The organism is Micromonospora aurantiaca ATCC 27029, assembly GCF_000145235.1.
GTDB lineage: Bacteria > Actinomycetota > Actinomycetes > Mycobacteriales > Micromonosporaceae > Micromonospora > Micromonospora aurantiaca.
Genome location: NC_014391.1, coordinates 2,644,619 through 2,670,653 on the forward strand (window position 1 = coordinate 2,644,619; position 26,035 = coordinate 2,670,653).

The 26,035-nt window shown below is 73.3% G+C and carries 3 protein-coding genes; 2 read left to right on the top strand and 1 reads right to left on the bottom strand.

What is annotated here, in order from left to right:
- Nucleotides 1-36: 36 nt before the first annotated feature.
- A complete protein-coding gene (locus MICAU_RS12275; RefSeq protein WP_013285628.1) occupies nt 37-798 on the bottom strand; it encodes a thioesterase II family protein in 762 nt (253 codons plus the stop codon).
- Nucleotides 799-1,087: 289 nt separating this feature from the next.
- Here MICAU_RS12275 and MICAU_RS12280 point away from each other — a divergent pair, with 289 nt between their 5' ends.
- Both MICAU_RS12280 and MICAU_RS12285 read left to right on the top strand, forming a co-directional pair.
- Nucleotides 1,088-6,652, top strand: a complete 5,565-nt coding sequence (locus MICAU_RS12280) for a type I polyketide synthase (protein ID WP_432205795.1) — start codon at nt 1,088-1,090, stop codon at nt 6,650-6,652.
- Between the two features lie 44 nt (nt 6,653-6,696).
- Complete coding sequence (locus tag MICAU_RS12285) at nt 6,697-25,944, top strand: type I polyketide synthase (protein WP_013285630.1); 19,248 nt, start codon at nt 6,697-6,699, stop codon at nt 25,942-25,944.
- Nucleotides 25,945-26,035: the final 91 nt, after the last annotated feature.

Sequence of the window (26,035 nt, forward strand, 5' to 3'; positions counted from 1 at the left end):
CGTCACGACCGGTGGACGGCCCCCGTCGGCGTGAGATCAGACCGCCGGTGCCGCGCTCAGGGTTGCCGAGACGGCCCGCAGGATCGCCGGCTGGTGCTCGGCCAGGAAGAAGTGCCCGCCCGGGTAGACCTTCAGGTCGAACGCTCCAGTGGTGTGGTCCGACCACGCCCGAGCCTCGTCGACAGTCGTCTTCGGGTCGTCGTCGCCGGTGAGGACGGTGATCGGGCAGCTCAGCGGCGGCCCCGGCCGGTAGGTGTACCGCTCGGCGGCCCGGTAGTCGTTGCGGATCGCCGGCAACGCGGCGCGCAGCATCTCCGGGTCCCCGAGGACGGCGGAGTTGGTGCCGCTCAGCTTCCGGACGTCGGCCAGCAGCCCCTCGTCGTCGAGCAGGTGCACCGTCTCGTGCCGTGCCTTCGACGGCGCCCGGCGCCCGGACGCGAACAGATGCGCGACGCTGCCGCCGTCCTGCTCGATGAGCCGGGCGAGTTCGAAGCCGAGGCTGGCCCCCATGCTGTGCCCGAAGATGGCCAGCGGCTCGTCCCGCCAGGGCCGCAGCACGGTGAACACCTCGCGCGCGAGGTCGTGGATGTCGCCGATGCACTTCTCGTGGCGCCGGTCCTGCCGCCCCGGGTACTGGATCGACAGCACCTCCACCGCGGGGGAGAGACCGCGGGACACCGGGAAGTAGAAGCTTGCCGACCCGCCGGCGTGGGGCAGGCACACCAGGCGCCTCGCGCCGCCCGGGGCGGGGTGGAAGCGTCGCACCCACAAGCCGTTGTCGGTTTCTGGCGTGGTCATCCTCTGGTGGTCCTTCCGGCGGCTGCGGTTGCCGACCGGATCGGGCGTGGACCCGGTCGAGGCGACGCTAGTGCGGCGGGTCGGGACCGGACACCCCTAGCTGGTCGGTTGCCTGGTTAGGGGTTGTCCGCGCTCGCGCGTAACCAATAACTTCTCCCGGCAGATGGGGATCTGCGTGGCTCTCGGCCGAGCGAGCCGAACGACAGATACAGGTGTCGCCTGAGAACTCTGCGCATTCGTACCGTCGCTTACGTCGAGTCTCCGCCGTGAATCGCGATGGGCTGGGATGATGGACACCGAAGAGAAGCTCCGGGAGTACCTCAAGAGAGTCACCGCCGACCTGCGGCGGACCCGGCAACGGCTCCGGGACGTCGAGGCCGACGCGCAGCAGCCCATCGCGATCGTCGGTATCGGCTGCCGGTTCCCCGGCGGGGTGCGCACGGCCGAGGAACTGTGGGACCTCGTCTCGTCCGGCGGTGACGCGATCGCCTCCTTCCCCACCGACCGTGGCTGGGACCTCAACGCGCTCTACGACCCGGAGCGGTCCCGGCCGGGCACCTCCTCGGTCCGCGAGGGCGGATTCGTGGCCGACGCCGCCGAGTTCGACTCCCGGCTGTTCGAGGTCTCGCCGCGTGAGGCGCTCGCCATGGACCCGCAGCAGCGGCTGCTGCTGGAGACCTCGTGGGAGGCCGTCGAGTCGGCGGGAATCGACCCCACCAGCCTGAAGAACGCCCGGGCCGGAGTCTTCGCCGGCATGACCCACAGCGGGTACGCGCATCCGCCGCAGACCCCGCCGGCGGGCGTGGAGGACTACCTCGGTCTCGGCAACGCGGGCAGCATCGCCTCGGGCCGGGTGGCGTATTCGTTCGGGTTCGAGGGTCCGGCGGTGACCGTGGACACGGCGTGTTCGTCGTCGCTGGTGGCGTTGCATCTGGCGGTGCAGGCGCTGCGGTCCGGGGAGTGCGATCTCGCGCTGGCCGGCGGCGTCACGGTCATGCCCACCCCTGCGGTGTTCATCGATTTCACCAGGCAGGGAAACCTGTCCCCGGTGGCCCGGTGCCGGGCGTTCGCCGACGCGGCGGACGGCACAGCGCTCGCCGAGGGTGTCGGGATGTTGCTGGTGCAGCGGTTGTCGGATGCGCGGCGTGAGGGGCGTCGGGTGTTGGCGGTGGTGCGGGGATCGGCGGTGAATCAGGATGGTGCGTCGAATGGTTTGACGGCGCCGAACGGTCCGTCGCAGCAGCGGGTGATCCGGCAGGCGCTCGCCAACGCGGGTTTGGGTGTGGCGGACGTCGACGTGGTGGAGGCGCACGGTACGGGTACGACGTTGGGTGATCCGATCGAGGCTCAGGCGTTGTTGGCGACGTATGGGCAGGGTCGGGATGTGCCGTTGTTGTTGGGGTCGGTGAAGTCGAACATCGGTCATACGCAGGCCGCCGCGGGGGTGGCCGGCATCATCAAGATGATTTTGGCGATGCGGCATGGTGTGGTGCCGGCGTCTTTGCATGTGGATGTGCCGTCGTCGCATGTGGACTGGTCGTCGGGTGCGGTGGAGTTGGTGACGGCCTCGCGGCAGTGGCCGGGCGTGGGGCGTCCTCGGCGGGCGGGTGTGTCGTCGTTCGGTATCTCGGGGACGAACGCGCACGTGATCCTGGAGCAGCCGGAGGCTGAAACCGGGGCCGACCTCGAGGGCGGGGTGGCGCCGGTCGGGTTGCCGGTGCCGTGGGTGGTGTCGGGTCGTTCGGAGCGGGGTCTGGTGGGTCAGGCCGGGCGGTTGGCGTCGTTCGTGCGCGATCGTGGTCTGTCGCCGGTGGACGTGTCGTGGTCGTTGGCGACGACCCGGGCTGCGTTGGAGCATCGCGCGGTGGTGTGGGGTTCGTCGGTGGACGAGTTGGTTGCTGGTCTGTCGGCGGTGGCCGAGGGCCGGTCGGCGGGTGTGGTGTCGGCGGGTCGTCGGGCGGTGTTGTTCACGGGTCAGGGTTCGCAGCGTGCGGGTATGGGCCGGGAGCTGTACGACGCGTTTCCGGTGTTCGCGGCGTCGTTCGACGAGGTGTGCGCCTGTTTCGATGGTTTGTTGCCGCGTGCGTTGCGCGAGGTGGTGTTCGCCGAGCCGGGTTCGGAGACCGCGGCTCTGTTGGATCAGACCGTGTTCGCGCAGGCGGGGTTGTTCGCGGTCGAGGTGGCGTTGTGGGAGTTGTTGTCGTCGTGGGGTGTGCGGGCGGATTTCCTGGCGGGTCATTCGATCGGTGAGGTGACGGCCGCGTACGTGTCCGGGATGTTGTCGCTGGCGGATGCGTGCACGTTGGTGGCGGCGCGGGGTCGGTTGATGCAGGCCCTGCCCAGCGGTGGGGTGATGGCGGCGGTGGGTGCGTCGGAGGAGGCTGTCGCCGAGCTGATCGGCGTGACCGGCGCGGCGGTGGACGTGGCGGCGGTGAACGGTCCGGCGTCGGTGGTGGTGTCGGGTGCCGTCGGCGAGGTGGCTTCGGTGGTGGCGGCCTCGCGTGAGCGGGGTTGGCGGGTCAAGGAGTTGTCGGTCAGTCACGCGTTCCACTCGCGGTTGATGGATCCGATGTCGGATGAGTTCGCGTCGGTGGTGTCCGGGTTGGATTGGCGGGTGCCGCGGGTGCCGGTCGTGTCGAACGTGACGGGCGCGGTGGCGGAGGCGGAGGAACTCACCGACCCGGGCTACTGGGTCCGGCACGTACGCCAGCCCGTGCGGTTCGCCGACGCGGTGCGCACGCTCCACCAGCAGGACGTCGTGCAGTTCCTCGAGATCGGCCCCGACGCCGTACTCACCGCCATGGCGCAGGACTGTGTGGAGGCGGCCGGCGACGTGCGGTACGTCGCCACGATGCGTGCCGGCCATTCCGAGGCCGACACGCTGCGCGCCGCCCTCGCCGAGTGGTACGTCACCGGCGGCCACGTCGACTGGACCGGATACCTCACCGCCCTCGACGGGTCCGGCCCCGAGCGGGCGGCCGGGGCGCGTCCCCGCACCATCGCCCTGCCCACGTACGCCTTCGACCATCAGCGCTACTGGCTCAACACCACTACGGGGGCTGAGGCGGCGCCCGGGCTCGGCGTCCGCCCCGTCGACCACACGCTGCTCGACGCCGCCGTACGCGTGGCCGACGACGACGTACGGGTCTTCGGCACCCAACTCTCCGTACTGACACACCCGTGGCTCGCCGAACATGTCGTCTGGGACTCGGTGGTGGTGCCCGGCGCCGCCCTGGTCGAGATGGTCCTGCACGCGGGCGCGCAGGTCGGCTGCGACACCCTCGACGAGCTGACCCTCCAGGCCCCGCTGGCGCTCGCCGAGGACGGCACCCGGGCGGTGCAGGTGAAGCTGGGCGCGGTGGACGAGGACGGTCGCCGGACGGTCACCATCCACTCCCGAGCCGCCGCCGACGCGGACGGCGAGTGGGACCGTCACGCGGCGGGCATCCTCGCCCCGGCCGTACCGCAGCCCGACAGGTCCGATCCGGCGCCGTGGCCGCCCAGCGCCGCCACCGCCGTCGCGGTCGACGGCATCTACACCGAACTGTCCCGTCTGGGCGTCGAGTACGGTCCGCTCTTCCGTGGCCTGCGCGCCGTCTGGCGCACCGACGACGAGGTGTACGCCGAGGTGGCGGTGCCCGACGGCACCGAGGTCGCCGGCTTCGGCCTGCATCCCGCCCTGCTGGACGCGGCGCTGCACATCGTCGGTCTGCTCGACTCCGACGAGGAGGATGCCTCCGGCGTACGCCTGCCCTTCGCCTGGACCGGCGTCACCCTCTCGGCGGTCGGCGCGACCGCGCTGCGGGTACGCGCCCGGCGCAGCGGCGGCGGCGTGACCCTGACCCTGACCGACCCGGCCGGCGCACCCGTCGCCCGGATAGACTCCCTGGTCTCTCGCCCCGTCACCGCCGACCAGGTGCGCGCCAGTGACTCCGCCGCCGACTCGCTGTACGCCGTCAGCTGGCAGAGCGTGCGGCCGGGCACCCCGGCGACCGTCCGGGTGGTGCTCCTCGGCGACGCACCGTCCGACCTGTCCGAGATCGCCAGGTACAGGCTCGCCGAGCTGGCGGAGGCGGTCGACTCCGGCCGGATCGACCCTGAACTGGTGCTGCTCGCCGCGTACGCCGACGACGAGCACGCCCCGGTCCCCGCCGCGACGCGCAGCCGGCTCACCGCAGTGCTGACCGCCGTCCAGGGCTGGCTCGCCGACGACCGGCTGGCGGCGCGGCGGCTGGTCGTGCTGACCCGCGGGGCCGTCTCCGCCGGCGACACCTGCCGTGCGGGCGACCTGCCCGGCGCGGCGGTCTGGGGCCTGCTGCGTTCGGCCCAGGCCGAGCACCCCGACCGCTTCGTGCTCGTGGACCTCGACGAGGCGCGGCAGCCGGAGTCCTGCACGGTGGACCTGGTGGCCCGTGCGGTCGCCACCGGCGAACCCCAACTGGCGGTCCGGGGCGAGCAGGTGCTGACGCCCCGGCTCGCGCCAGCCGTCCTCGACCCGGCGCCGGCCGCCGGCCTCGACCCCGACGGGACGGTCCTGGTCACCGGAGCCACCGGCGCCCTCGGCGGTCTGCTGGCCCGGCACCTGGTCAGTACGCACAAGGTGCGCCATCTGCTGCTGGTCAGCCGCCGCGGAACCGACGCCCCCGGCGCCGCGGAACTGCTCGCCGAGCTGACCGCGCTGGGTGCGCAGGCCCGCCTGGTCGCCGCCGACGTGGCGGACCGGGACCGCCTGGCCGCGGTGCTGGACGACGTTCCCGCCGAGCACCCGCTCACCGGCGTGGTGCACGCCGCCGGCGTCCTCGACGACGCGGTGATCTCGGCGCTGACCCCCGGCCGGCTGTCAGCCGTCCTCTCCGCCAAGGCCGACGCCGCCTGGCACCTGCACGAGCTGACCCGATCGCGGCCGCTGGCGATGTTCGTCCTCTTCTCGTCGGTCGCCGGCGTCCTCGGCGGCCCCGGGCAGGGCAACTACGCCGCCGCGAACGCGTTCCTCGACGGCCTCGCCGGGCACCGGCACGCCTCCGGCCTCGCCGCCACGTCCCTGGCCTGGGGCCTCTGGGCCGCGGACAGCGGGATGACGGGCGCACTCGACGCCGCCCAGCGGCAGCGGATGAGCCGCAACGGCCTCAGCCCACTCGACACCGGCCAGGCGCTGCGCCTCTTCGACGCCGGCCTGCACGGTGGACGCCCCCACCTGGTGCCGGCGCTGCTCGACCTCGCCGCGCTGCGCCGCCAGGCCGACGCAGGCCAGCTCCCGGCGCCGCTGCGCGGCCTGGTCCGGGCCCGGCGGCGCGTCGTCGAGGGCGGCGGCGACGGCGGTCCGTCCTTCGCGCAGCGCCTCGCCGGCACGCCCGAGGCGGAACGCGGCCGGCTGGTGGAGGAACTCGTCAAGACGCAGGTCATCGAGGTGCTCGGCTACCCGCCGGCCACCGTCGTACCGTCCGGGCAGACGTTCACCGGCCTCGGCTTCGACTCGCTGACGGCCGTGGAGCTGCGCAACCGGCTGACCGCCCTCACCGGCATCCGGCTGCCGGCGAGCCTGATCTTCGACTGCCCCACGCCCGCCGCCCTCGCCGACTTCCTGCTGGTCGACGCCGTCCCGCCGAAGCCCGAACCGGGCCTGCTCGCCGAGCTGGACCGGCTGGAGGCCGCGTTCGCCGCGACCGCGCCGGAAGAGCTGGAGCGGCTGGCCGCCGACGACGAGACGCGTACCGCCGTGGCGGTCCGCCTCCGGACGCTGGTCACCCGGTGGAGCGACGCCACCGCCCGGCCCGACGACGTCAGCCAGGCCCTCGATGACGCCTCGGACGACGAGCTGTTCGACTTCATCGATCAGAAGTTCGGCCGATCCTGAGCCCGAGTCCGCCGCTTGCCCCTTAGCGACAGGTGATCAACCCGATGGCGAACGAAGCCAAGCTCCGCGAGTACCTCAAGCGCGTCACCGCTGACCTGCACGAGACCAGCGAACGCCTGCGGGCCGTCGACGAGCAGAACCACGAGCCGATCGCGATCGTGGGGATGGGCTGCCGCTACCCGGGCGGGGTGCGGACTCCGGAGGCGCTGTGGCGGCTGGTCGAGTCCGGCGTCGACGCCGTCACACCCTTCCCGGCGGACCGGGGCTGGGACGTGGAGAACCTCTACGACCCCGACCCGGACGCGCACGGCAAGTCGTACACCCGCGAGGGCGGCTTCCTGCACGACGCCGGCGAGTTCGACGGCGGGTTCTTCGGCATCTCGCCCCGCGAGGCGCTGGCCATGGACCCGCAGCAGCGCCTCCTGCTGGAGGTCGCCTGGGAGACGGTCGAGCGGGCCGGCCTCGCCGTGGACTCGCTCAAGGGCAGCCGCACCGGCGTCTTCACCGGCGTCATGTACCACGACTACGTCTCCCGGCTCAACGGCGTCCCGCAGGAGGTGGAGGCGTTCGTCGGCACGGGCAACCACGGCAGCGTCGTCTCCGGCCGGATCTCGTACACCTTCGGGTTCGAGGGCCCGGCCGTCACCGTCGACACCGCCTGCTCGTCCTCACTGGTGGCGCTGCACCTCGCCGTGCAGGCGCTGCGCTCCGGCGAGTGCACCCTCGCGTTGGCCGGCGGCGTCACCGTCATGTCCAGCCCCGACACGTTCATCGGCTTCAGCCGCCAGCGCGGCCTGTCCCCGGACGGGCGGTGCAAGTCCTTCGCGGCCACCGCCGACGGCACCGGCTGGAGCGAGGGTGCCGGGCTGCTGCTGCTGGAGCGGCTCTCCGACGCCCAGCGCAACGGCCACCGGGTGCTCGCCGTGGTGCGCGGCAGCGCGGTCAACCAGGACGGCGCCTCCAACGGCCTCACCGCGCCGCACGGCCCGTCGCAGCAACGCGTGATCCGCCAGGCCCTCGCCAACGCCCGGCTCGCCCCGGCTGACGTGGACGCCGTCGAGGCCCACGGCACCGGCACCCGCCTCGGCGATCCCATCGAGGCGCAGGCCCTGCTCGCCACGTACGGCCGGGACCGAGCCGACGACCAGCCCTTGTGGCTCGGGTCGATCAAGTCGAACCTCGGGCACACCCAGGCCGCCGCCGGCGTCGCCGGCGTCATCAAGATGGTCATGGCGATGCGTCACGGCGTCCTGCCGCGCACCCTGCACGTCGACGAGCCGTCCCCGCACGTCGACTGGTCGGCCGGCGCGGTGAGCCTGCTCCGCGAGCCGCGCCCGTGGCCGAGCGCGACGAGGCCCATGCGCGCCGGCGTCTCCTCGTTCGGCGTCAGTGGCACCAACGCCCACGTCATCGTCGAGGCCGCCCCGCCCGCTCCGCAGCCGGCCACCGACGCCGTCACCGGCCCCGACCCGCTGCCGTGGGTCGTCTCCGCGCGCAGCGCCGCAGCGCTCGGTGCCCAGGCCGACCGGCTGCGCTCCTGGCTCGCCGAGCACCCCGATGCCACGCCGGCCGCCGTGGGCCGGGCCCTGGCCACCGGCCGGTCCGTCCTGGAACACCGGGCGGTGCTGCTCGGTGCCGACCGGGACGAGCTGCTCGCCGGGCTCGGCGCGCTGGCCGACGGGATCCCGGCGGCGTCCGTGCGGCGCGGGATCGCCGGCCCCACCCGCGTCGCGGTGCTCTGCACCGGCCAGGGCGCCCAGCGCGTCGGCATGGGCCAGCGGTTGTACGCCGCCTTCCCGGTCTTCGCCGAGGCCTTCGACGCCGCCTGCGCAGAGTTGGACAAGCACCTCGACCGGCCGCTGCGCGGCGTGCTCGACGGCCCCGCCGACGTTCTCGACCGCACCGGGTACGCCCAGGCGGCGCTCTTCGCCGTCGAGGTCGCCGCCTACCGGCTCGTCGAGTCCTGGGGTGTCGTGCCGGACTTCGTGGCCGGGCACTCGGTCGGCGAGGTGGCCGCCGCGCACATCGCCGGCGTCCTGTCGCTGCCCGACGCCGCCCGCCTGGTGGCCGCCCGGGGCACCCTGATGCAGGCGCTGCCCACCGGTGGCGCCATGGTGTCGATCCGTGCCACCGAGGCGGAGGTGCACGCGCACCTGGCCACCGTCGCCGGGACGGCCGGCGCCCGGCTGGCCGCCGTCAACGGCCCGGAGTCCGTCGTCGTCTCCGGCGACGAGGACGCCGTGCTGGCGGTCGCCGCACACTTCGCGGCCCTCGGCCGCAGCACCAGGCGGCTGCGGGTCAGCCACGCGTTCCACTCCGCCCGCATGGACCCGATGCTCGACGCGTTCGGCGACGTGCTCGGGCAACTGGCCTTCGCCGCGCCCCGCATCCCCGTGGTCTCCACGGTGACCGGAGCGGTGCTCGACCCCGAAGAGGTGTGCTCCCCGGCGTACTGGCTGCGCAACGTCCGCGACACGGTCCGCTTCGACGCCGCCGTGACCACCCTGCGTGAGCTGGGTGTGGGCGCGTACGTCGAGGTGGGACCGGGCGGGGTGCTCTGCGCGCTCACCCAGGAGATCGTCGGCGCGGACCAGGCGGTCTGCGTCCCCGTGCTGCGCGCCGAGCACGACGAGGCGACGAGCGCCCTGGCCGCCGCGGCCACCCTGTGGACCCGGGGCGTGCCGGTGAACTGGGCGGCCCTGTTCGCCGGCCCGCCCGTGCCGGTCGACCTGCCCACGTACGCGTTCCAACGCGAACGCTACTGGCTGCTGCCCCTGCCGCAGCCCGCCGACGTGACCGCCGCCGGGCTGACCCCGACCGGCCACCCGCTGCTCGGCGCGGTGTTCCGCTCGGCCGACGGCGACGAGGTGACGCTCACCGGCAGGTTGTCCGTGGAGACCCAGCCCTGGCTGGCCGACCACGCCCTGCGCGACGTCGTGCTCCTCCCCGGCACCGGGTTCGTGGAGCTGGCGCTGCAGGCCGGCGCGGAGGTCGGCGCCGAACGGCTCGCCGAGCTGACCCTCCAGGCGCCGCTGGTGCTGCCCGAGACCGGCGGCGTCGACGTGCAGGTCGCCGCCGAACGCGCCGGTGGCGGAGCGTGGCAGCTCACCGTCCACGCCCGCCGCGCCGGCACCGACGACATCTGGGTGCGACACGCCACCGGCCTGCTCACCCCGGAGCCGGATGAGGACACCGGCACGCCGGCGCAGTGGCCGCCGAGCGACGCCACCTCCCTGGACGTGTCGGAGCTGGCCGGGCGGGCGGCGCGGGCCGGTTTCGCGTACGGCCCGGCCTTCTCCGGGCTGCGCGCCGCCTGGCGGGTCGGCACCGACGTGTACGCCGAGGTGGCGCTGCCCGACCCGGCGGCCGGCGACGCCGGTGGGTACGGGCTGCACCCGGCGCTGCTCGACGCCGCCGTGCAGGCGGTCGGGTTCGGCATCGTCGACCCCGGCGAGGCCCGGATGCCGTTCGCCTGGTCCGACGTGACCCTGTCCGCCCACGGTGCCGACACGCTGCGGGTACGGCTGACCCCCACCGGTGCGGACACGGTGTCCATGCTGGTCGCCGACGCGACCGGTGCGCCCGTCGCCCGGATCGGCTCCCTGGTGCTGCGGCCCCTGCCGGCGGGGGAGCTCACCGCCGGCGGATCCCCGTGGCGCCGCGCGCTGTTCCGCCTCGACTGGCCCCGGCACGCCGGCGGCGTGGGCGCGCCCGACCGCACGACCTGGGCGGTGCTCGGCGACCGCCCCACGCCGCTGCCGACCGGCGTGACCGCCGACCGGCACGCCGACCTCGCCGCGCTCTGCGACGCGGGGGTGCCCGACGTCGTGCTGTACCAGGCGGCCGGCGCTGCCGCGACCGGCCCCGGCCCGGTCCACGACCTGCTCGCCGAGGTCCTCGCCGTGCTCCAGGGCTGGCTCGCCGCCGAGCGCCACACCGGTGGGTCCCGGCTGGTGGTCCTCACCCGCGGCGCCGTCGCCGTGGACGCCGACGCCGACGTGGCCGACCTGGCCGGCGCCGCCGTGTGGGGCCTGCTCCGGTCCGCCCAGGCCGAACACCCCGGCCGGTTCCTCGTCGTCGACCTCGACGACGAGGAGAGTTCCGCCTCCGCCCTCGCCGGCCTGCTGTCGGCCGACGAGCCGCAAGCGGCGGTGCGCGACGGCGTGGTCCGGGTGCCCCGGCTCGTCGCCGCCCCGGAACCCGACGCGCCGGCGCCGCCGCTGGACCCGGACGGCACGGTGCTGGTCACCGGCGGCACCGGTGCCCTGGGCGCGCTCGTCGCCCGTCACCTCGTCACCCGGCACGGGGTCCGCCACCTGGTGCTGACCAACAGGCGCGGGCCCGCCGCGGCCGGCGCCGCCGACCTGCTCGCCGACCTCGCCGACCTGGGCGCCACCGCGACGGTCGAGGCGTGCGACGCCGCCGACCCCGACGCCCTCGCCGCGCTGCTGGACCGGATCGACCCGGCGCACCCGCTCACCGGCGTGGTGCACACCGCCGGCGTACTGGCCGACCGCACCCTGACCTCGCTCACCCCCGAGTCCCTCGACGAGGTTCTCCGGCCGAAGGTGGACGCCGCCGCGAACCTGCACGACCTGACCGCCGGCAGCCGCCTCGCGCTCTTTGTCACCTACTCGTCGGCGGCGGGCGTGACCGGCAGCCCCGGCCAGGCCAACTACGCGGCGGCCAACGCCTTCCTGGACGCACTCGCCCACCGGCGGCGGGCCGCGGGCCTCCCCGCGCACTCGCTGGCCTGGGGACCGTGGGCCGAGTCGGGCGGCGGCATGACAGCCGGCCTCGACCGGGCCGACACCGACCGGCTGGCCCGCGCGGGCGTACGGCCGCTTCCCGAGGCGGACGGCCTGGCGCTCCTCGACGCCGCGCTGCTCACCGGCCTGCCCGCGACGGTGCCGATGGTGCTGGACGGCCCGGCGCTGCGCGCCCAGGCCGAGGCCGGCACCCTGCCGTCGGTCCTGCGCGGCCTGGTCCGCGCGCCCCGGCGCCGCGCCGCGCGCTCCGGCCCGGCGGAGACCGCCGCCCTGACCGAGCGGCTCGCCGGGCTCGACCGCGAGGAGCGCGCCGCGGCCCTGCTGAGGCTCGTCCTCGACCAGGTCGCGACGGTCCTGGGGTACGCCGACGCCGCCGCCGTCGAGGCCGGACGCCCGTTCACCGAGCTGGGCTTCGACTCGCTGACCGCCGTCGAGCTGCGCAACCGGCTGGGCGCGGTCACCGGCCTGCGCCTGCCGGCGACCCTGGTCTTCGACCACCCGACCCCGCTCGCCCTCGCCGACCACCTGGACGCCGAGACCGGAACCGGGGCCGACGCCCAGGCGACCCCGGTCGCCGCCGTCGCGGCGCTCGACGAGCCGATCGCGATCGTCGGCATGAGCTGCCGCTACCCCGGCGGCGTGCGCAGCCCCGAGCAGTTGTGGGACCTCCTCGTCTCCGGTGGCGACGGCATCACCGGTTTCCCCGCCGACCGGGGCTGGGACGTCGCCGACCTGTACGACCCGTCCGGCGCGCGCCGGGGCAGCAGCTACGCTCGCGAGGGCGGCTTCCTGGCCGACGCCGGCGACTTCGACGCCACCCTGTTCAAGATCTCGCCGCACGAGGCGCTCGCCATGGACCCGCAGCAGCGGCTGCTGCTGGAGACCGCGTGGGAGGCCATCGAGGACGCCCGGATCGACCCGCTCGCCCTGCGGGGCCGCCCTGTCGGCGTGTTCGCCGGCATGATGTACCACAACCACGCCGCCGGGCTGGCCGACGTCCCGGAGGCCCTCGACGGCTACCTCGGCGTCGGCACCGCCAGCAGCGTGTTGTCGGGCCGGGTGGCGTACTCGTTCGGGTTCGAGGGTCCGGCGGTGACTGTGGACACGGCGTGTTCGTCGTCGCTTGTGGCGTTGCATCTGGCGGTGCAGGCGCTGCGGTCGGGCGAGTGCGACCTCGCGCTGGCCGGCGGCGTCACCGTGATGGCGACGCCCGAGACGTTCATCGACTTCTCCCGCCAGCGGGGCATGGCCCCCGACGGCCGGTGCAAGTCGTTCTCCGACGCGGCGGACGGCACGGGCTGGTCCGAGGGCGTCGGCGTGCTGCTGGTGCAGCGGCTGTCGGACGCGCGGCGCGACGGGCGCCGGGTCCTCGCGGTCGTGCGGGGCACGGCCGTCAACCAGGACGGCGCGTCGAACGGGTTGACGGCGCCGAACGGCCCCTCGCAGCAGCGGGTGATCCGCCAGGCCCTCGCGAACGCCCGGCTGGGCGTCGCCGACGTCGACGTCGTGGAGGCGCACGGCACGGGCACGACGCTGGGCGACCCCATCGAGGCCCAGGCGCTGCTCGCCACGTACGGGCAGGACCGCGACGACCGGGACGCGCTGCTGCTGGGGTCGGTGAAGTCGAACATCGGCCACACGCAGGCCGCCGCCGGGGTGGCGGGCGTCATCAAGATGGTCTTGGCAATGCGGTACGGGACCGTGCCGGCGACGCTGCACGTGGACGAGCCCTCGTCGCATGTGGACTGGTCGTCGGGTGCGGTGGAGCTGGTGACCCAGGCGCGCGAGTGGCCGGGTGCGGGCCGCGCACGCAGGGCTGCCGTGTCGTCGTTCGGCATCTCCGGCACGAACGCCCACGTGATCATCGAACAGGCGGAGCCGGAGCACGCCGCGGCGTCTGCCGCGCCCGTCGGGTTGCCGGTGCCGTGGATGCTGTCGGGGCGCTCCGAGCGGGGTCTGGCGGGTCAGGCGGCTCGGTTGGCGTCGTTCGTGCGGGATCGGTCCGGCCTTGCGGTGGCGGACGTGTCGTGGTCGTTGGCGACGACCCGGGCTGCGTTGGAGCATCGGGCGGTGGTGTGGGGATCGGACGTGGACGAGCTGGCGGCGGGCCTTGCGGCGGTGGCCGAGGGCCGGTCTGCGGGTGTGGTGTCGGCGGGTCGTCGGGCGGTGTTGTTCACGGGTCAGGGTTCGCAGCGTGTGGGCATGGGCCGGGAGCTGTACGACGCGTTTCCGGTGTTCGCGTCGGCGTTCGACGAGGTGTGCGCCCGTTTCGATGGCTTGTTGCCGCGTGCGTTGCGCGACGTGGTGTTCGCGGAGACGGGTTCGGAGACTGCGGCTCTGTTGGATCAGACCGTGTTCGCGCAGGCGGGGTTGTTCGCGGTCGAGGTGGCGTTGTGGGAGTTGTTGTCGTCGTGGGGTGTGCGGGCGGATTTCCTGGCGGGTCATTCGATCGGTGAGGTGACGGCCGCGTACGTGTCCGGGGTGTTGTCGTTGGCTGATGCGTGCACTTTGGTGGCGGCGCGGGGCCGGTTGATGCAGGCGCTGCCGGCCGGTGGGGTGATGGCGGCGGTGGGTGCGCCCGAGTCCGCGGTGCGGGGGATCATCGATGCTGCGGAAGCGGCGGTCGACGTCGCGGCGGTGAACGGTCCGGCGTCGGTGGTGGTGTCGGGTGCCGCCGATGAGGTTGCGGTGGTGGTGGGGACTTCTCGCGAGCGGGGTTGGCGGGTCAAGGAACTGGCGGTCAGTCACGCGTTCCACTCGCGGTTGATGGAGCCGATGCTGGAGGAGTTCCGGTCGGTGGTGGCGGGGCTCGACTGGCGGTCGCCGAGGATCCCGATCGTGTCGAACGTGACCGGCGCGGTGGCGGACGCCGTAGAGATCACCGAGCCCGGCTACTGGGTGCGGCACGTGCGGCAGCCGGTGCGCTTCGCCGACGGTGTGGCGGCGTTGCGGGCGCTGGGGGTGGACACCTTCCTGGAGGTGGGGCCGGATGCGACGTTGACGGCGATGGTGGCGGAGATCGTCGCGGATGCGGGGGTGCGACGGGTTCCGGCGTCGCGGCGGGACCAGTCGGAGCTCGCTGCGGTGACGGCGGCGTTGGGGCAGTTGTGGGTGGCGGGTGTGCCGGTCGACTGGGCCGCCTACCACGGTCAGACCGGCGCCCGGCCGGGCGTGGTCGACCTGCCCACGTACGCCTTCGACCATCGACGTTACTGGATCAATGCCGCGACGCGGTCCTACCGTCCCCCCGCCGCCCGGCGTACCGCCGCCGACGAGGACTTCTGGCGGGCGATCGAGGCGGAGGACCTGACGACCCTCGCCGAGAGCCTGGCCGTCGACGCCGACGCCCCGCTCGCGGACGTGCTGCCGGCGCTGTCCACCTGGCGACGCCGCCGGGACGCCGAGGCGGCCCTCGACTCCTGGCGCTACCGGGTGGCCTGGCAGCCGCTCACGGACGACGCCGCCCGCGCCGAGGCGACCGACTTCCTGCTCGTCGTACCGGCCGACGCCGACGCGGCCGTGACGGACTGGGCCGCCGCCCTCGGCGCCGTCGGTTGGCGGATCGTCGAGGTCGACGCCACGTGCGACCGCAAGCGCCTCGCCCACGACCTCGCCGAGGCGTCGACCGGCCGCGACGGGGACGTGCTGCCCGTACTCTCCCTGCTGGCCCTCGACACCCGGCCGTACGCCGGAGCCGCCTCCGTGCCGACGGGCCTCGCCGGCACGGTCGCGCTCGCGCAGGCGCTCGGCGACGCCGGGATCGCCGCCCGGCTCTGGATCGTCACCCGCGGCGCGGTCTCCGTCGGATCCCGCGACCGGCACGTCGACCCCGTGCAGGCCATGGCGTGGGGCTTCGGCAGCGTGCTGCGCGCCGAGCACCCGCACCGGTGGGGCGGGCTCGTCGACCTCCCCGAGCAGCCCGACCAGGACATCGTGCGCATGCTCCGGACGCTGATCGCCGGCACCGGCCAGGAGGACGAGATCGCCCTGCGCGGCACCGGCGGCCACGCCCGCCGGCTCGTTCGTGCGACGTACGGCGACACCGGTGCGCGCGGTTCCTGGACGCCGCGCGGCACGGTGCTGATCACCGGCGGCACCGGGGCACTCGGGGGACACGTCGCCCGCGCGCTGGCCGCCGAAGGAGCCGAACACCTCCTCCTGGTCAGCCGGCGGGGTGGCGAGGCGCCCGGCGCGACCGCCCTCGCCGAGGAACTTGCCGGGCTCGGCACCCGGGTCACCCTCGCGTCCTGCGACGTGGCCGACCGGGCCGCGCTCGCGACGCTGCTCGACTCGATCCCCGCTGAGCTTCCGCTGAGCGCGGTCGTGCACACCGCCGCGGCCCTCGACGACAACGTCGTCGACGCCGTGAGTGTCGACCAGCTGGCCACCGCCCTGCGGGCGAAGGTCGACGCCGCGCGCAACCTGGACGAGCTGACCCGGGGCAGCGACCTCTCCGCCTTCGTCCTCTTCTCCTCCCTCGCCGGCCTCATGGGTGCCGCCGGCCAGGCCACGTATGCGCCGGGCAACGCGTTCCTCGACGCCCTGGCGCAGCGCCGCCGCGCCGAGGGGCTGCCGGCGACCTCGCTCGCCTGGGGCCTGTGGGCCGACGGCGGGGTGAGCGCGGGCGACTTCGAACAGCGGCTCAGCCGCACCGGTTTCGGCGCGATGGCGCCGGAGACAGCCGTGCGCGCCTTCAGCCGGGCGCTGGACCACGACGAGACGTACCTCGTGGTGGCCGACATCGACTGGGCCCGGGTGGCCGCCACCGGTCCTCGGCGCGCCCACCCGCTGGTCCGCGACCTGCTGGCCGAGGCCGGCGCGGCGGTGCCCGCCGACGCCCCAGTGCCGGCGGCCGACCTGCGCCTGCGCCTGGCGGAAATGTCCGGTGCGGAGCAGCTGCGCGCCCTCGGCGAACTCGTGCGTGCCGAGGTCGCGGCCGTCCTGGGCCACGAGTCCGCCGAGCGGGTGGCGCCGGACCGGGCGTTCCAGGACCTCGGCTTCACGTCACTGGCGGCGGTCGAGCTGCGCAACCGGCTCGACGCGGCGACCGGCCTCGCGCTGCCGACCACGCTCGCCTTCGACTACCCGAACTCCGCCGCCCTGGCCGGCCACATCCACGCCGAGCTGCTCGGCGGGCAGGCGCTGCCCGTCCCCGCCGCCACCGGCCCCGTCGTGGGCGACGACCCGATTGTCATCGTCGGCATGGGCTGCCGTTTCCCGGCCGGAGCCGAGTCCCCGGAGGGGCTCTGGGACCTGCTGACGGCCGGTGCCGACGCGATGTCGGACTTCCCGGCCAACCGGCACTGGGACCTGGAGTCGCTGGCCGGCACCGACTCCTACGTCTCGCGGGGGGCGTTCCTGGCCGACGCGGGCGGCTTCGACGCGGAGTTCTTCGGCATCTCGCCGCGGGAGGCGCTCGCCATGGACCCGCAGCAGCGGCTGCTGCTGGAGGTCTCCTGGGAGGCGTTCGAAGACGCCCGGATCGAACCCCTCGCGCTGCGCGGCAGCCGCGTCGGGGTGTTCGCCGGCACCAACGGCCAGGACTACGAGACCGTCGTACGCCAGGCCGGGGAGGCGCTCGCCGGATTCGGCGCGACCGGCGCCTCCGCGAGCGTGTTGTCGGGCCGGGTGGCGTACTCGTTCGGTTTCGAGGGGCCGGCGGTGACTGTGGACACGGCGTGTTCGTCGTCGCTGGTGGCGTTGCACCTGGCGGTGCAGGCGCTGCGGTCGGGCGAGTGCGACCTCGCGCTGGCCGGCGGCGTCACCGTGATGTCCACCCCGGGTGCCTTCATCGAGTTCTCCCGCCAGGGCGGGCTGTCGGCGGACGGCCGCTGCAAGGCCTTCGCCGAGTCTGCGGACGGCACCGCGTGGGGCGAAGGCGTCGGGGTGCTCGTGGTGCAGCGGCTGTCGGATGCGCAACGTGACGGGCGTCGGGTATTGGCGGTGGTGCGGGGCACGGCGGTGAATCAGGACGGTGCGTCGAATGGTTTGACGGCGCCGAACGGTCCGTCGCAGCAGCGGGTGATCCGGCAGGCTCTGGCGTTTGCGGGTTTGTCGGCGGCTGATGTGGATGTGGTGGAGGCGCATGGTACGGGTACGTCGTTGGGTGATCCGATTGAGGCGCAGGCGTTGTTGGCGACGTATGGGCAGGGTCGGGATGTGCCGTTGTTGCTGGGGTCGGTGAAGTCGAACATCGGTCATACGCAGGCGGCTGCGGGGGTGGCCGGGATCATCAAGATGGTCTTGGCGATGCGGCATGGGGTGGTGCCGGCGTCGTTGCACGTGGATGCGCCGTCGTCGCATGTGGACTGGTCGTCGGGTGCGGTGGAGTTGGCGACCGAGTCGCGGCAGTGGCCGGGCGTGGAGCGTCCCCGGCGGGCGGGTGTGTCGTCGTTCGGTATTTCGGGGACGAACGCGCACGTGATTCTGGAGCAGCCGGAGCCCGAGGCCGTCTCCGAGGTCGCGGCGGAGCCGGAGTCTGCCCCGGCGTCTGCCGAGGGCGCTTCCGTGGCTCTGCCGGTGCCGTGGGTGGTGTCGGGTCGTTCGGAGCGAGGTCTGGCGGGTCAGGCCGGGCGGTTGGCGTCGTTCGTGCGTGGTCGTGGCCTGTCGCCGGTGGACGTGTCGTGGTCGTTGGCGACGACCCGTGCCGCGTTGGAGCATCGCGCGGTGGTGTGGGGCTCGGACGTCGACGAGCTGGCGGCGGGCCTCGCGACGGTGGCCGAGGGCCGGGTCTCGGGTGTGGTGTCGGCGGGTCGTCGGGCGGTGTTGTTCACGGGTCAGGGTTCGCAGCGCGTGGGCATGGGCCGGGACCTGTACGACGCGTTTCCGGTGTTCGCGTCGACGTTCGACGAGGTGTGCGCCCGTTTCGACGGCTTGTTGCCGCGTGCGTTGCGCGAGGTGGTGTTCGCCGAGCCGGGTTCGGAGACTGCGGCTCTGTTGGATCAGACGGTGTTTGCGCAGGCGGGGTTGTTCGCGGTCGAGGTGGCGTTGTGGGAGTTGCTCGCGTCGTGGGGTGTGCGGGCCGATTTTGTGGCGGGTCATTCGATCGGTGAGGTGACGGCCGCGTACGTGTCGGGGATGTTGTCGTTGGCGGATGCGTGCACGTTGGTGGCGGCGCGGGGCCGGTTGATGCAGGCCCTGCCCAGCGGCGGTGTGATGGCGGCGGTGGGCGCGTCGGAGGAGGCTGTCGCCGAGTTGATCGGCGTGACCGGCGCGGCGGTGGACGTGGCGGCGGTGAACGGTCCGGCGTCGGTGGTGGTGTCGGGTGCCGCCGATGAGGTTGCGGTGGTGGTGGGGACTTCTCGTGAGCGGGGTTGGCGGGTCAAGGAACTGGCGGTCAGTCACGCGTTCCACTCGCGGTTGATGGATCCGATGTTGGAAGAGTTCGCGTCGGTGGTGGCGGGGCTGGACTGGCGGGTGCCGCGGGTGCCGATCGTGTCGAACGTGACCGGCGCGGTCGCGGAGCCGCTGGAGTTGGTTGACCCGGAGTACTGGGTGCGGCATGTGCGGCAGCCCGTGCGGTTCGCCGACGGGGTGGCTGCTCTGCGGGGGCAGGGCGTGGACACGTTCCTGGAGATCGGCCCGGATGCGACGTTGACGGCGATGGTGGCGGAGATCGTCGCTGATGCCGGGGTGCGGTGTGTCGCGGCGTCGCGGCGGGATCAGCCGGAGGTCGGCGTGTTGACGTCGGCGCTGGGGCAGTTGTGGGTGGCGGGTGTGCCGGTGGACTGGGCTGCCTACCACGGTCAGACCGGTGCCCGGCCGGGCGTGGTCGACCTGCCCACGTACGCCTTCGACCACACCTGGTACTGGCCCGAGGCGGCGCCCGCGGCCCGCCGGGACGCGCACGGCGAAGCTCTCGACGGGCGGTTCTGGGCGGCCGTGGAGTCCGGCGACCCCGACCTGGTCGGCGGCGAGCTGGGCGTCGGCGCGGACGAACCGTTCAGCGCGGTCCTGCCGAAGCTCGCGCAGTGGCGGCGGGCCGCACAGCAGCGGTCGACTGTGGACTCCTGGCGCTACCGCGTGGTCTGGCGGCGCCAGGACGTGACCGGGAACGAGAACCTGACCGGCTCCTGGCTGGTGCTGATGGTCCCCGGCCAGGAGGACCACCCGTTGCTGGCCGGGCTGGCGGAGCGGGGCGCCGAGATGATCCCCGTGGTGCTGGACGAGCTCGACCGGGACGGGATCGCGCGTCGGCTGTCCGCCGCCTCGGCGGCCGCAGGACCGGTCGCCGGGATGATCTCGCTGATGTCGCTGGCCGGTGCCGGTGTCGTCGAGGCACTGGCGGTCGCGCAGGCGCTTGCAGTCACCGAGGTCGAGGGGCGGCTGTGGTGGTTGACCAGCGGTGCCGTCTCCGTGGACGACTCCGAGCCTCTGACCGACCTGGACGGTGGTGCGGTGTGGGGTTTGGGTCGGGTGGTGGGTTTGGAGGTGCCGTTGCGGTGGGGTGGTTTGGTGGATTTGCCGGGTGTGTTGGGTGGGGGTGTGTGGGGTCGGTTGTGTGGGGTGTTGTCGTCGGGGGTTGAGGATCAGGTGGCGTTGCGGTCGTCGGGTGTGTTTGTGCGGCGTTTGGTGCGTGCGGGTGCGGGTGCGGGTGCGGGTGTTGGTGGTGGTTTTCGGTTGTCGGGGACGGTGTTGGTGACGGGTGGTACGGGGGCGTTGGGTGCGCGGGTGGCGTTGTGGGCGGTGGGTGTGGGTGCGGAGCATGTGGTGTTGGTGAGTCGGGGTGGTGGTGGTGCGCCGGGTGTGGGTGAGTTGGTGGGGCGGTTGGAGGGTTTGGGTGTGCGGGTGTCGGTGGTGGGTTGTGATGTGGCGGATCGTGGTGCGGTGGCGGGGTTGTTGGGGGATTTGGTGGGTCGGGGTGAGCGGTTGCGGGCGGTGGTGCATGCGGCTGGTGTGGCGCAGTTGACGCCGTTGGGTGAGGTGGGTGTGGGTGAGGTGGAGGAGGTGTTGCGGGCGAAGGTTGGTGGTGCGGTGGTGTTGGATGAGTTGACTGCTGGTTTGGATTTGGATGCGTTTGTGGTTTTTTCGTCGATTGCGGGGGTGTGGGGTTCTGCGGGTCAGGTGGGGTATGCGGCGGCGAATGCGTTTGTGGATGGGTTGGTGGTGTCGCGGCGTGGGCGTGGGTTGGTGGGGACGTCGGTGGCGTGGGGGCCGTGGGCTGAGGCGGGTATGGCGGTGGGGGTGGCGGGGGAGCAGTTGAGTCGGCGTGGTTTGCCGGGGATGGCTCCGGAGTTGGCGGTGGTGGCGTTGCAGCGGGCGTTGGATGGTGGTGAGGGGCAGGTGGTGGTGGCGGATGTGCGGTGGGATCGGTTTGTGCCGTCGTTCACGGCGTTGCGTCCGTCGCGGTTGTTCACCGACATCCCCGAAGCACAGGCGGCGATCGAGGCGGCGTCCCGAGCCGAGACCGGCCCCACCGACCGGGCCTCCGCACTGCGCGAGCGGCTCGCGGCCCTGACGCCGCCGGAGGTCGAGGCGTCCCTCCTGGACCTCGTACGCTCCCAGGTCGCCACGGTGCTCGGCCACGCCACCGTGGAGGCGGTGCGGCCGGACCGGGCGTTCCAGCGTCTCGGCTTCGACTCGCTCACCGCAGTCGAGCTGCGCAACCGGCTGACCGCCGAGACGGGCCTCGCGTTGCCCTCCACCCTCGTCTTCGACCACCCGACGCCGGCCGCCCTGGTCGCCTTCATCCGGGAGACCGTGCTCGGAGCATCGGGCGACGCGCCGGCCGACCGCAGGGTCGCCACCGTCGACGACGACCCGATCGTGATCGTCGGCATGGGCTGCCGCCTCCCGGGTGGCGTCGCGTCCCCGGAAGAACTGTGGCAACTGCTCGCCACGGGACGCGACGGCATCTCCGAGTTCCCCCTCGACCGGGGCTGGGACAGCTTCCTCAGCAGCGGCCTGTCCGACACGTCCTTCGCCCGCAGGGGCGGCTTCGTCTACGACGCCGGCGAGTTCGACGCCGAGTTCTTCGGCATCTCGCCGCGTGAGGCGCTCGCCATGGACCCGCAGCAGCGGCTGCTGCTGGAGACCTCGTGGGAGGCCGTCGAGTCGGCGGGCATCGACCCGACCACCCTGCGGGGCGGCGCGGTCGGCGTCTTCGCCGGGGCCAGCTTCCAGGGGTACGCCAGCGGGTCGGTCGGTCGGGCCCAGGAGGTCGGCGGCCACCTGCTCACCGGCAACGCGACAAGCGTGTTGTCGGGCCGGGTGGCGTACTCGTTCGGCTTCGAGGGCCCGGCCGTGACTGTGGACACGGCGTGTTCGTCGTCGCTGGTCGCGTTGCACCTGGCGGCGCAGGCGCTGCGGTCCGGCGAGTGCGACCTCGCCCTGGCCGGCGGCGTCACCGTGATGGCCTCCCCGGGCACGTTCGCCGAGTTCTCGATCCAGGGCGGCCTGTCCGCCGACGGCCGCTGCAAGTCGTTCTCCGACGCTGCGGACGGCACGGGCTGGTCCGAGGGTGTCGGCGTGCTGCTGGTGCAGCGGCTGTCGGATGCGCAACGTGACGGGCGTCGGGTGTTGGCGGTGGTGCGGGGCACGGCGGTGAATCAGGACGGTGCGTCGAATGGTTTGACGGCGCCGAACGGTCCGTCGCAGCAGCGGGTGATCCGGCAGGCTCTGGCGTTTGCGGGTTTGTCGGCGGCTGATGTGGATGTGGTGGAGGCGCACGGTACGGGTACGTCGTTGGGTGATCCGATCGAGGCTCAGGCGTTGTTGGCGACGTATGGGCAGGGTCGGGATGTGCCGTTGTTGTTGGGGTCGGTGAAGTCGAACATCGGTCATACCCAGGCTGCCGCCGGGGTGGCCGGCATCATCAAGATGATTTTGGCGATGCGGCATGGTGTGGTGCCGGCGTCTTTGCACGTGGATGTGCCGTCGTCGCATGTGGACTGGTCGTCGGGTGCGGTGGAGTTGGTGACGGCCTCGCGTGAGTGGCCGGGCGTTGGGCGTCCCCGGCGGGCGGGTGTGTCGTCGTTCGGTATCTCGGGCACGAACGCGCACGTGATCATCGAGCAGCCCGAGGCCGCCCCGGCACCGGTCGCGCCCGTCGCACCGGTCGGGGTGCCGGTGCCGTGGGTGGTGTCGGGTCGTTCGGAGCGGGGTCTGTCGGGTCAGGCGGCGCGGTTGGCGTCGTTCGTGCGCGATCGTGGCCTGTCGCCGGTGGACGTGTCGTGGTCGTTGGCGACGACCCGTGCCGCGTTGGAGCATCGCGCGGTGGTGTGGGGCTCGGACGTGGACGAGCTGGCGGCGGGTCTGTTGGCGGTGGCCGAGGGCCGGTCTGCGGGTGTGGTGTCGGCGGGTCGTCGGGCGGTGTTGTTCACGGGTCAGGGTTCGCAGCGCGTGGGCATGGGCCGGGAGCTGTACGAGACGTTCCCGGTGTTCGCGGCGTCGTTCGACGAGGTGTGCGCGGAGATCGATCCGCGCCTGCCGCGTGCGCTGCGCGAGGTGGTGTTCGCCGAGCCGGGCACCGCCGATGGGGCTCTGTTGGATCAGACCGTGTTCGCGCAGGCGGGGTTGTTCGCGGTCGAGGTGGCGTTGTGGGAGTTGCTGTCGTCGTGGGGTGTGCGGGCGGACTACCTGGCGGGTCACTCGATCGGTGAGGTGACGGCCGCGTACGTGTCCGGGGTGTTGTCCCTGGCGGATGCGTGCACCCTGGTGGCGGCGCGGGGTCGGTTGATGCAGGCCCTGCCCAGCGGTGGGGTGATGGCGGCGGTCGGCGCGTCGGAGGAGGCTGTCGCCGAGCTGATCGGCGTGACCGGCGCGGCGGTGGACGTCGCGGCGGTGAACGGTCCGGCGTCGGTGGTGGTGTCGGGTGCCGTCGGCGAGGTGGCCTCGGTGGTGGCGGCCTGTCGTGAGCGGGGTTGGCGGGTCAAGGAACTCTCGGTCAGTCACGCGTTCCACTCGCGGTTGATGGAGCCGATGCTGGAGGAGTTCGCGTCGGTGGTGGCGGGGCTCGACTGGCGGTCGCCGAGGATCCCGATCGTGTCGAACGTGACCGGCGCGGTCGCGGACGCCGCAGAGATCACCGAGCCCGGCTACTGGGTGCGGCACGTGCGGCAGCCGGTGCGCTTCGCCGACGGTGTGGCGGCGTTGCGGGCACAGGGGGTGGACACCTTCCTGGAGATCGGCCCGGACGCGGTCCTCACCGCCATGGCCGCCGAGGCGGACACGGCCGACGACGTGCGGTACGTCGCCACGCTGCGCCGCAGCCAGCCCGACGTCACCACCCTCACCAGTGCCGCGGGGCAGCTCTGGGCCGCCGGCGTGGCCGTCGACTGGGCGGCGTACCTCGGCCAGACCGGCACCCGGCCGCGCGCGGTGGAACTGCCCACCTACGCCTTCGACCGGCAGCGCTACTGGCTGGAGGACCCCCAGCCCGGCTCGGCTCCGGAGCGGGCCGACGCCCCGTCCGACGAGCAGTTCTGGGCGGCGGTCGAGTCCGGGGACCTCGGCGTGCTGGACGAGGATCTCGCCGTGGGCGCGGACGAGCCGTCCACGGCGCTGCTGCCCAAACTCGCCCGGTGGCGGCGGGCGACGCAGCAGCGGGCGGTCGTCGACTCCTGGCGGTACCGGGCGACGTGGCGTACGGCCGCCGTGCCGGACTCCGCGACGTTGGCGGGAACCTGGCTGCTGCTGATGGCGCCCGGGCAGGAGGACCACCCGGTGGCCGCGGCGCTGGCTGCCCGGGCCGACCGGGCGGTCCCGGTGCTGGTCCCGGCCGGCGCCGACCGCGACCGGGTGGCGCGGCTCCTGCTGGAGGCGATGAGCTCAGACGCCCGGGACGCCCACGTGGTGTCCCTGCTGTCGCTGGCCGAGCCGCGGGAGGCGTCCCCGGTTCTGGCCGCCGCCGAGGTGTCGACGGCGCTGGCCGTGGTGCAGGCGCTGACCGACGTCGGTGGGTCGGGCCGGTTGTGGTGGCTGACGCGCGGGGCGGTGTCGGTCGGCGGCTCGGACGAGCTGGCGGATGTCGCGGGTTCTGCGGTGTGGGGTTTGGGTCGGGTGGTGGGTTTGGAGGTGCCGTTGCGGTGGGGTGGTTTGGTGGATTTGCCGGGTGTGTTGGGTGGGGGTGTGTGGGGTCGGTTGTGTGGGGTGTTGTCGTCGGGGGTTGAGGATCAGGTGGCGTTGCGGTCGTCGGGTGTGTTTGTGCGGCGTTTGGTGCGTGCGGGTGCGGGTGCGGGTGCGGGTGTTGGTGGTGGTTTTCGGTTGTCGGGGACGGTGTTGGTGACGGGTGGTACGGGGGCGTTGGGTGCGCGGGTGGCGTTGTGGGCGGTGGGTGTGGGTGCGGAGCATGTGGTGTTGGTGAGTCGGGGTGGTGGTGGTGCGCCGGGTGTGGGTGAGTTGGTGGGGCGGTTGGAGGGTTTGGGTGTGCGGGTGTCGGTGGTGGGTTGTGATGTGGCGGATCGTGGTGCGGTGGCGGGGTTGTTGGGGGATTTGGTGGGTCGGGGTGAGCGGTTGCGGGCGGTGGTGCATGCGGCTGGTGTGGCGCAGTTGACGCCGTTGGGTGAGGTGGGTGTGGGTGAGGTGGAGGAGGTGTTGCGGGCGAAGGTTGGTGGTGCGGTGGTGTTGGATGAGTTGACTGCTGGTTTGGATTTGGATGCGTTTGTGGTTTTTTCGTCGATTGCGGGGGTGTGGGGTTCTGCGGGTCAGGTGGGGTATGCGGCGGCGAATGCGTTTGTGGATGGGTTGGTGGTGTCGCGGCGTGGGCGTGGGTTGGTGGGGACGTCGGTGGCGTGGGGGCCGTGGGCTGAGGCGGGTATGGCGGTGGGGGTGGCGGGGGAGCAGTTGAGTCGGCGTGGTTTGCCGGGGATGGCTCCGGAGTTGGCGGTGGTGGCGTTGCAGCGGGCGTTGGATGGTGGTGAGGGGCAGGTGGTGGTGGCGGATGTGCGGTGGGATCGGTTTGTGCCGTCGTTCACGGCGTTGCGTCCGTCGCGTCTGTTCACCGACATCCCCGAAGCACAGCCCGCACAGGCCGAGGAGGCGCCGAAGGGCGAGGACCGCGGCGCGGCGTCGGCGCTGCGCGAGCGGCTCGCCGCCGCCTCCGGGTCGGAGCGCGACCGCATCCTGCTCGACCTGGTCCGCGGCACCGCCGCGGCGGTGCTGGGACACGCCACGCCGAGCGGGATCAGGCCCGCCCGCGGCTTCCTCGAACTGGGCTTCGACTCGCTCACCGCAGTCGAGCTGCGCAACCGGCTGACCGCCGCAACGGGCATCGGACTGCCCGCCACCCTCGTCTTCGACCATCCCACCCCGAACGCGCTCGCCGGTCACCTGCGGGCCGAGTTGGCGCCCGAGCAGCCGGCGTTGCCGATCGTGGCCGAGATCGAACGCCTCGACAAGCTCCTCGGCGGGCTGCCGGGCGACCAGGTCGACGACGCGGTCGTCGGTCGGCTGGAGGACCTGCTGACCCGGTGGCGGGGCCGACCCGCCGCCACCGCACCGGCGCCGGCCGCCGCAGAGGAGTTGGAGTCGGCCAGCCGGGACGAGCTCTTCGACATCATCCAGCGGGAGTTCGGCAAGTCCTGAGCGGACACTGCCCGACCCCGGGCGGGACGGGCCGGGGAAAGGGACACCCGACGGTGCCGGACGCCTGACCGGCGCCGTCGGGCAGGCGCGG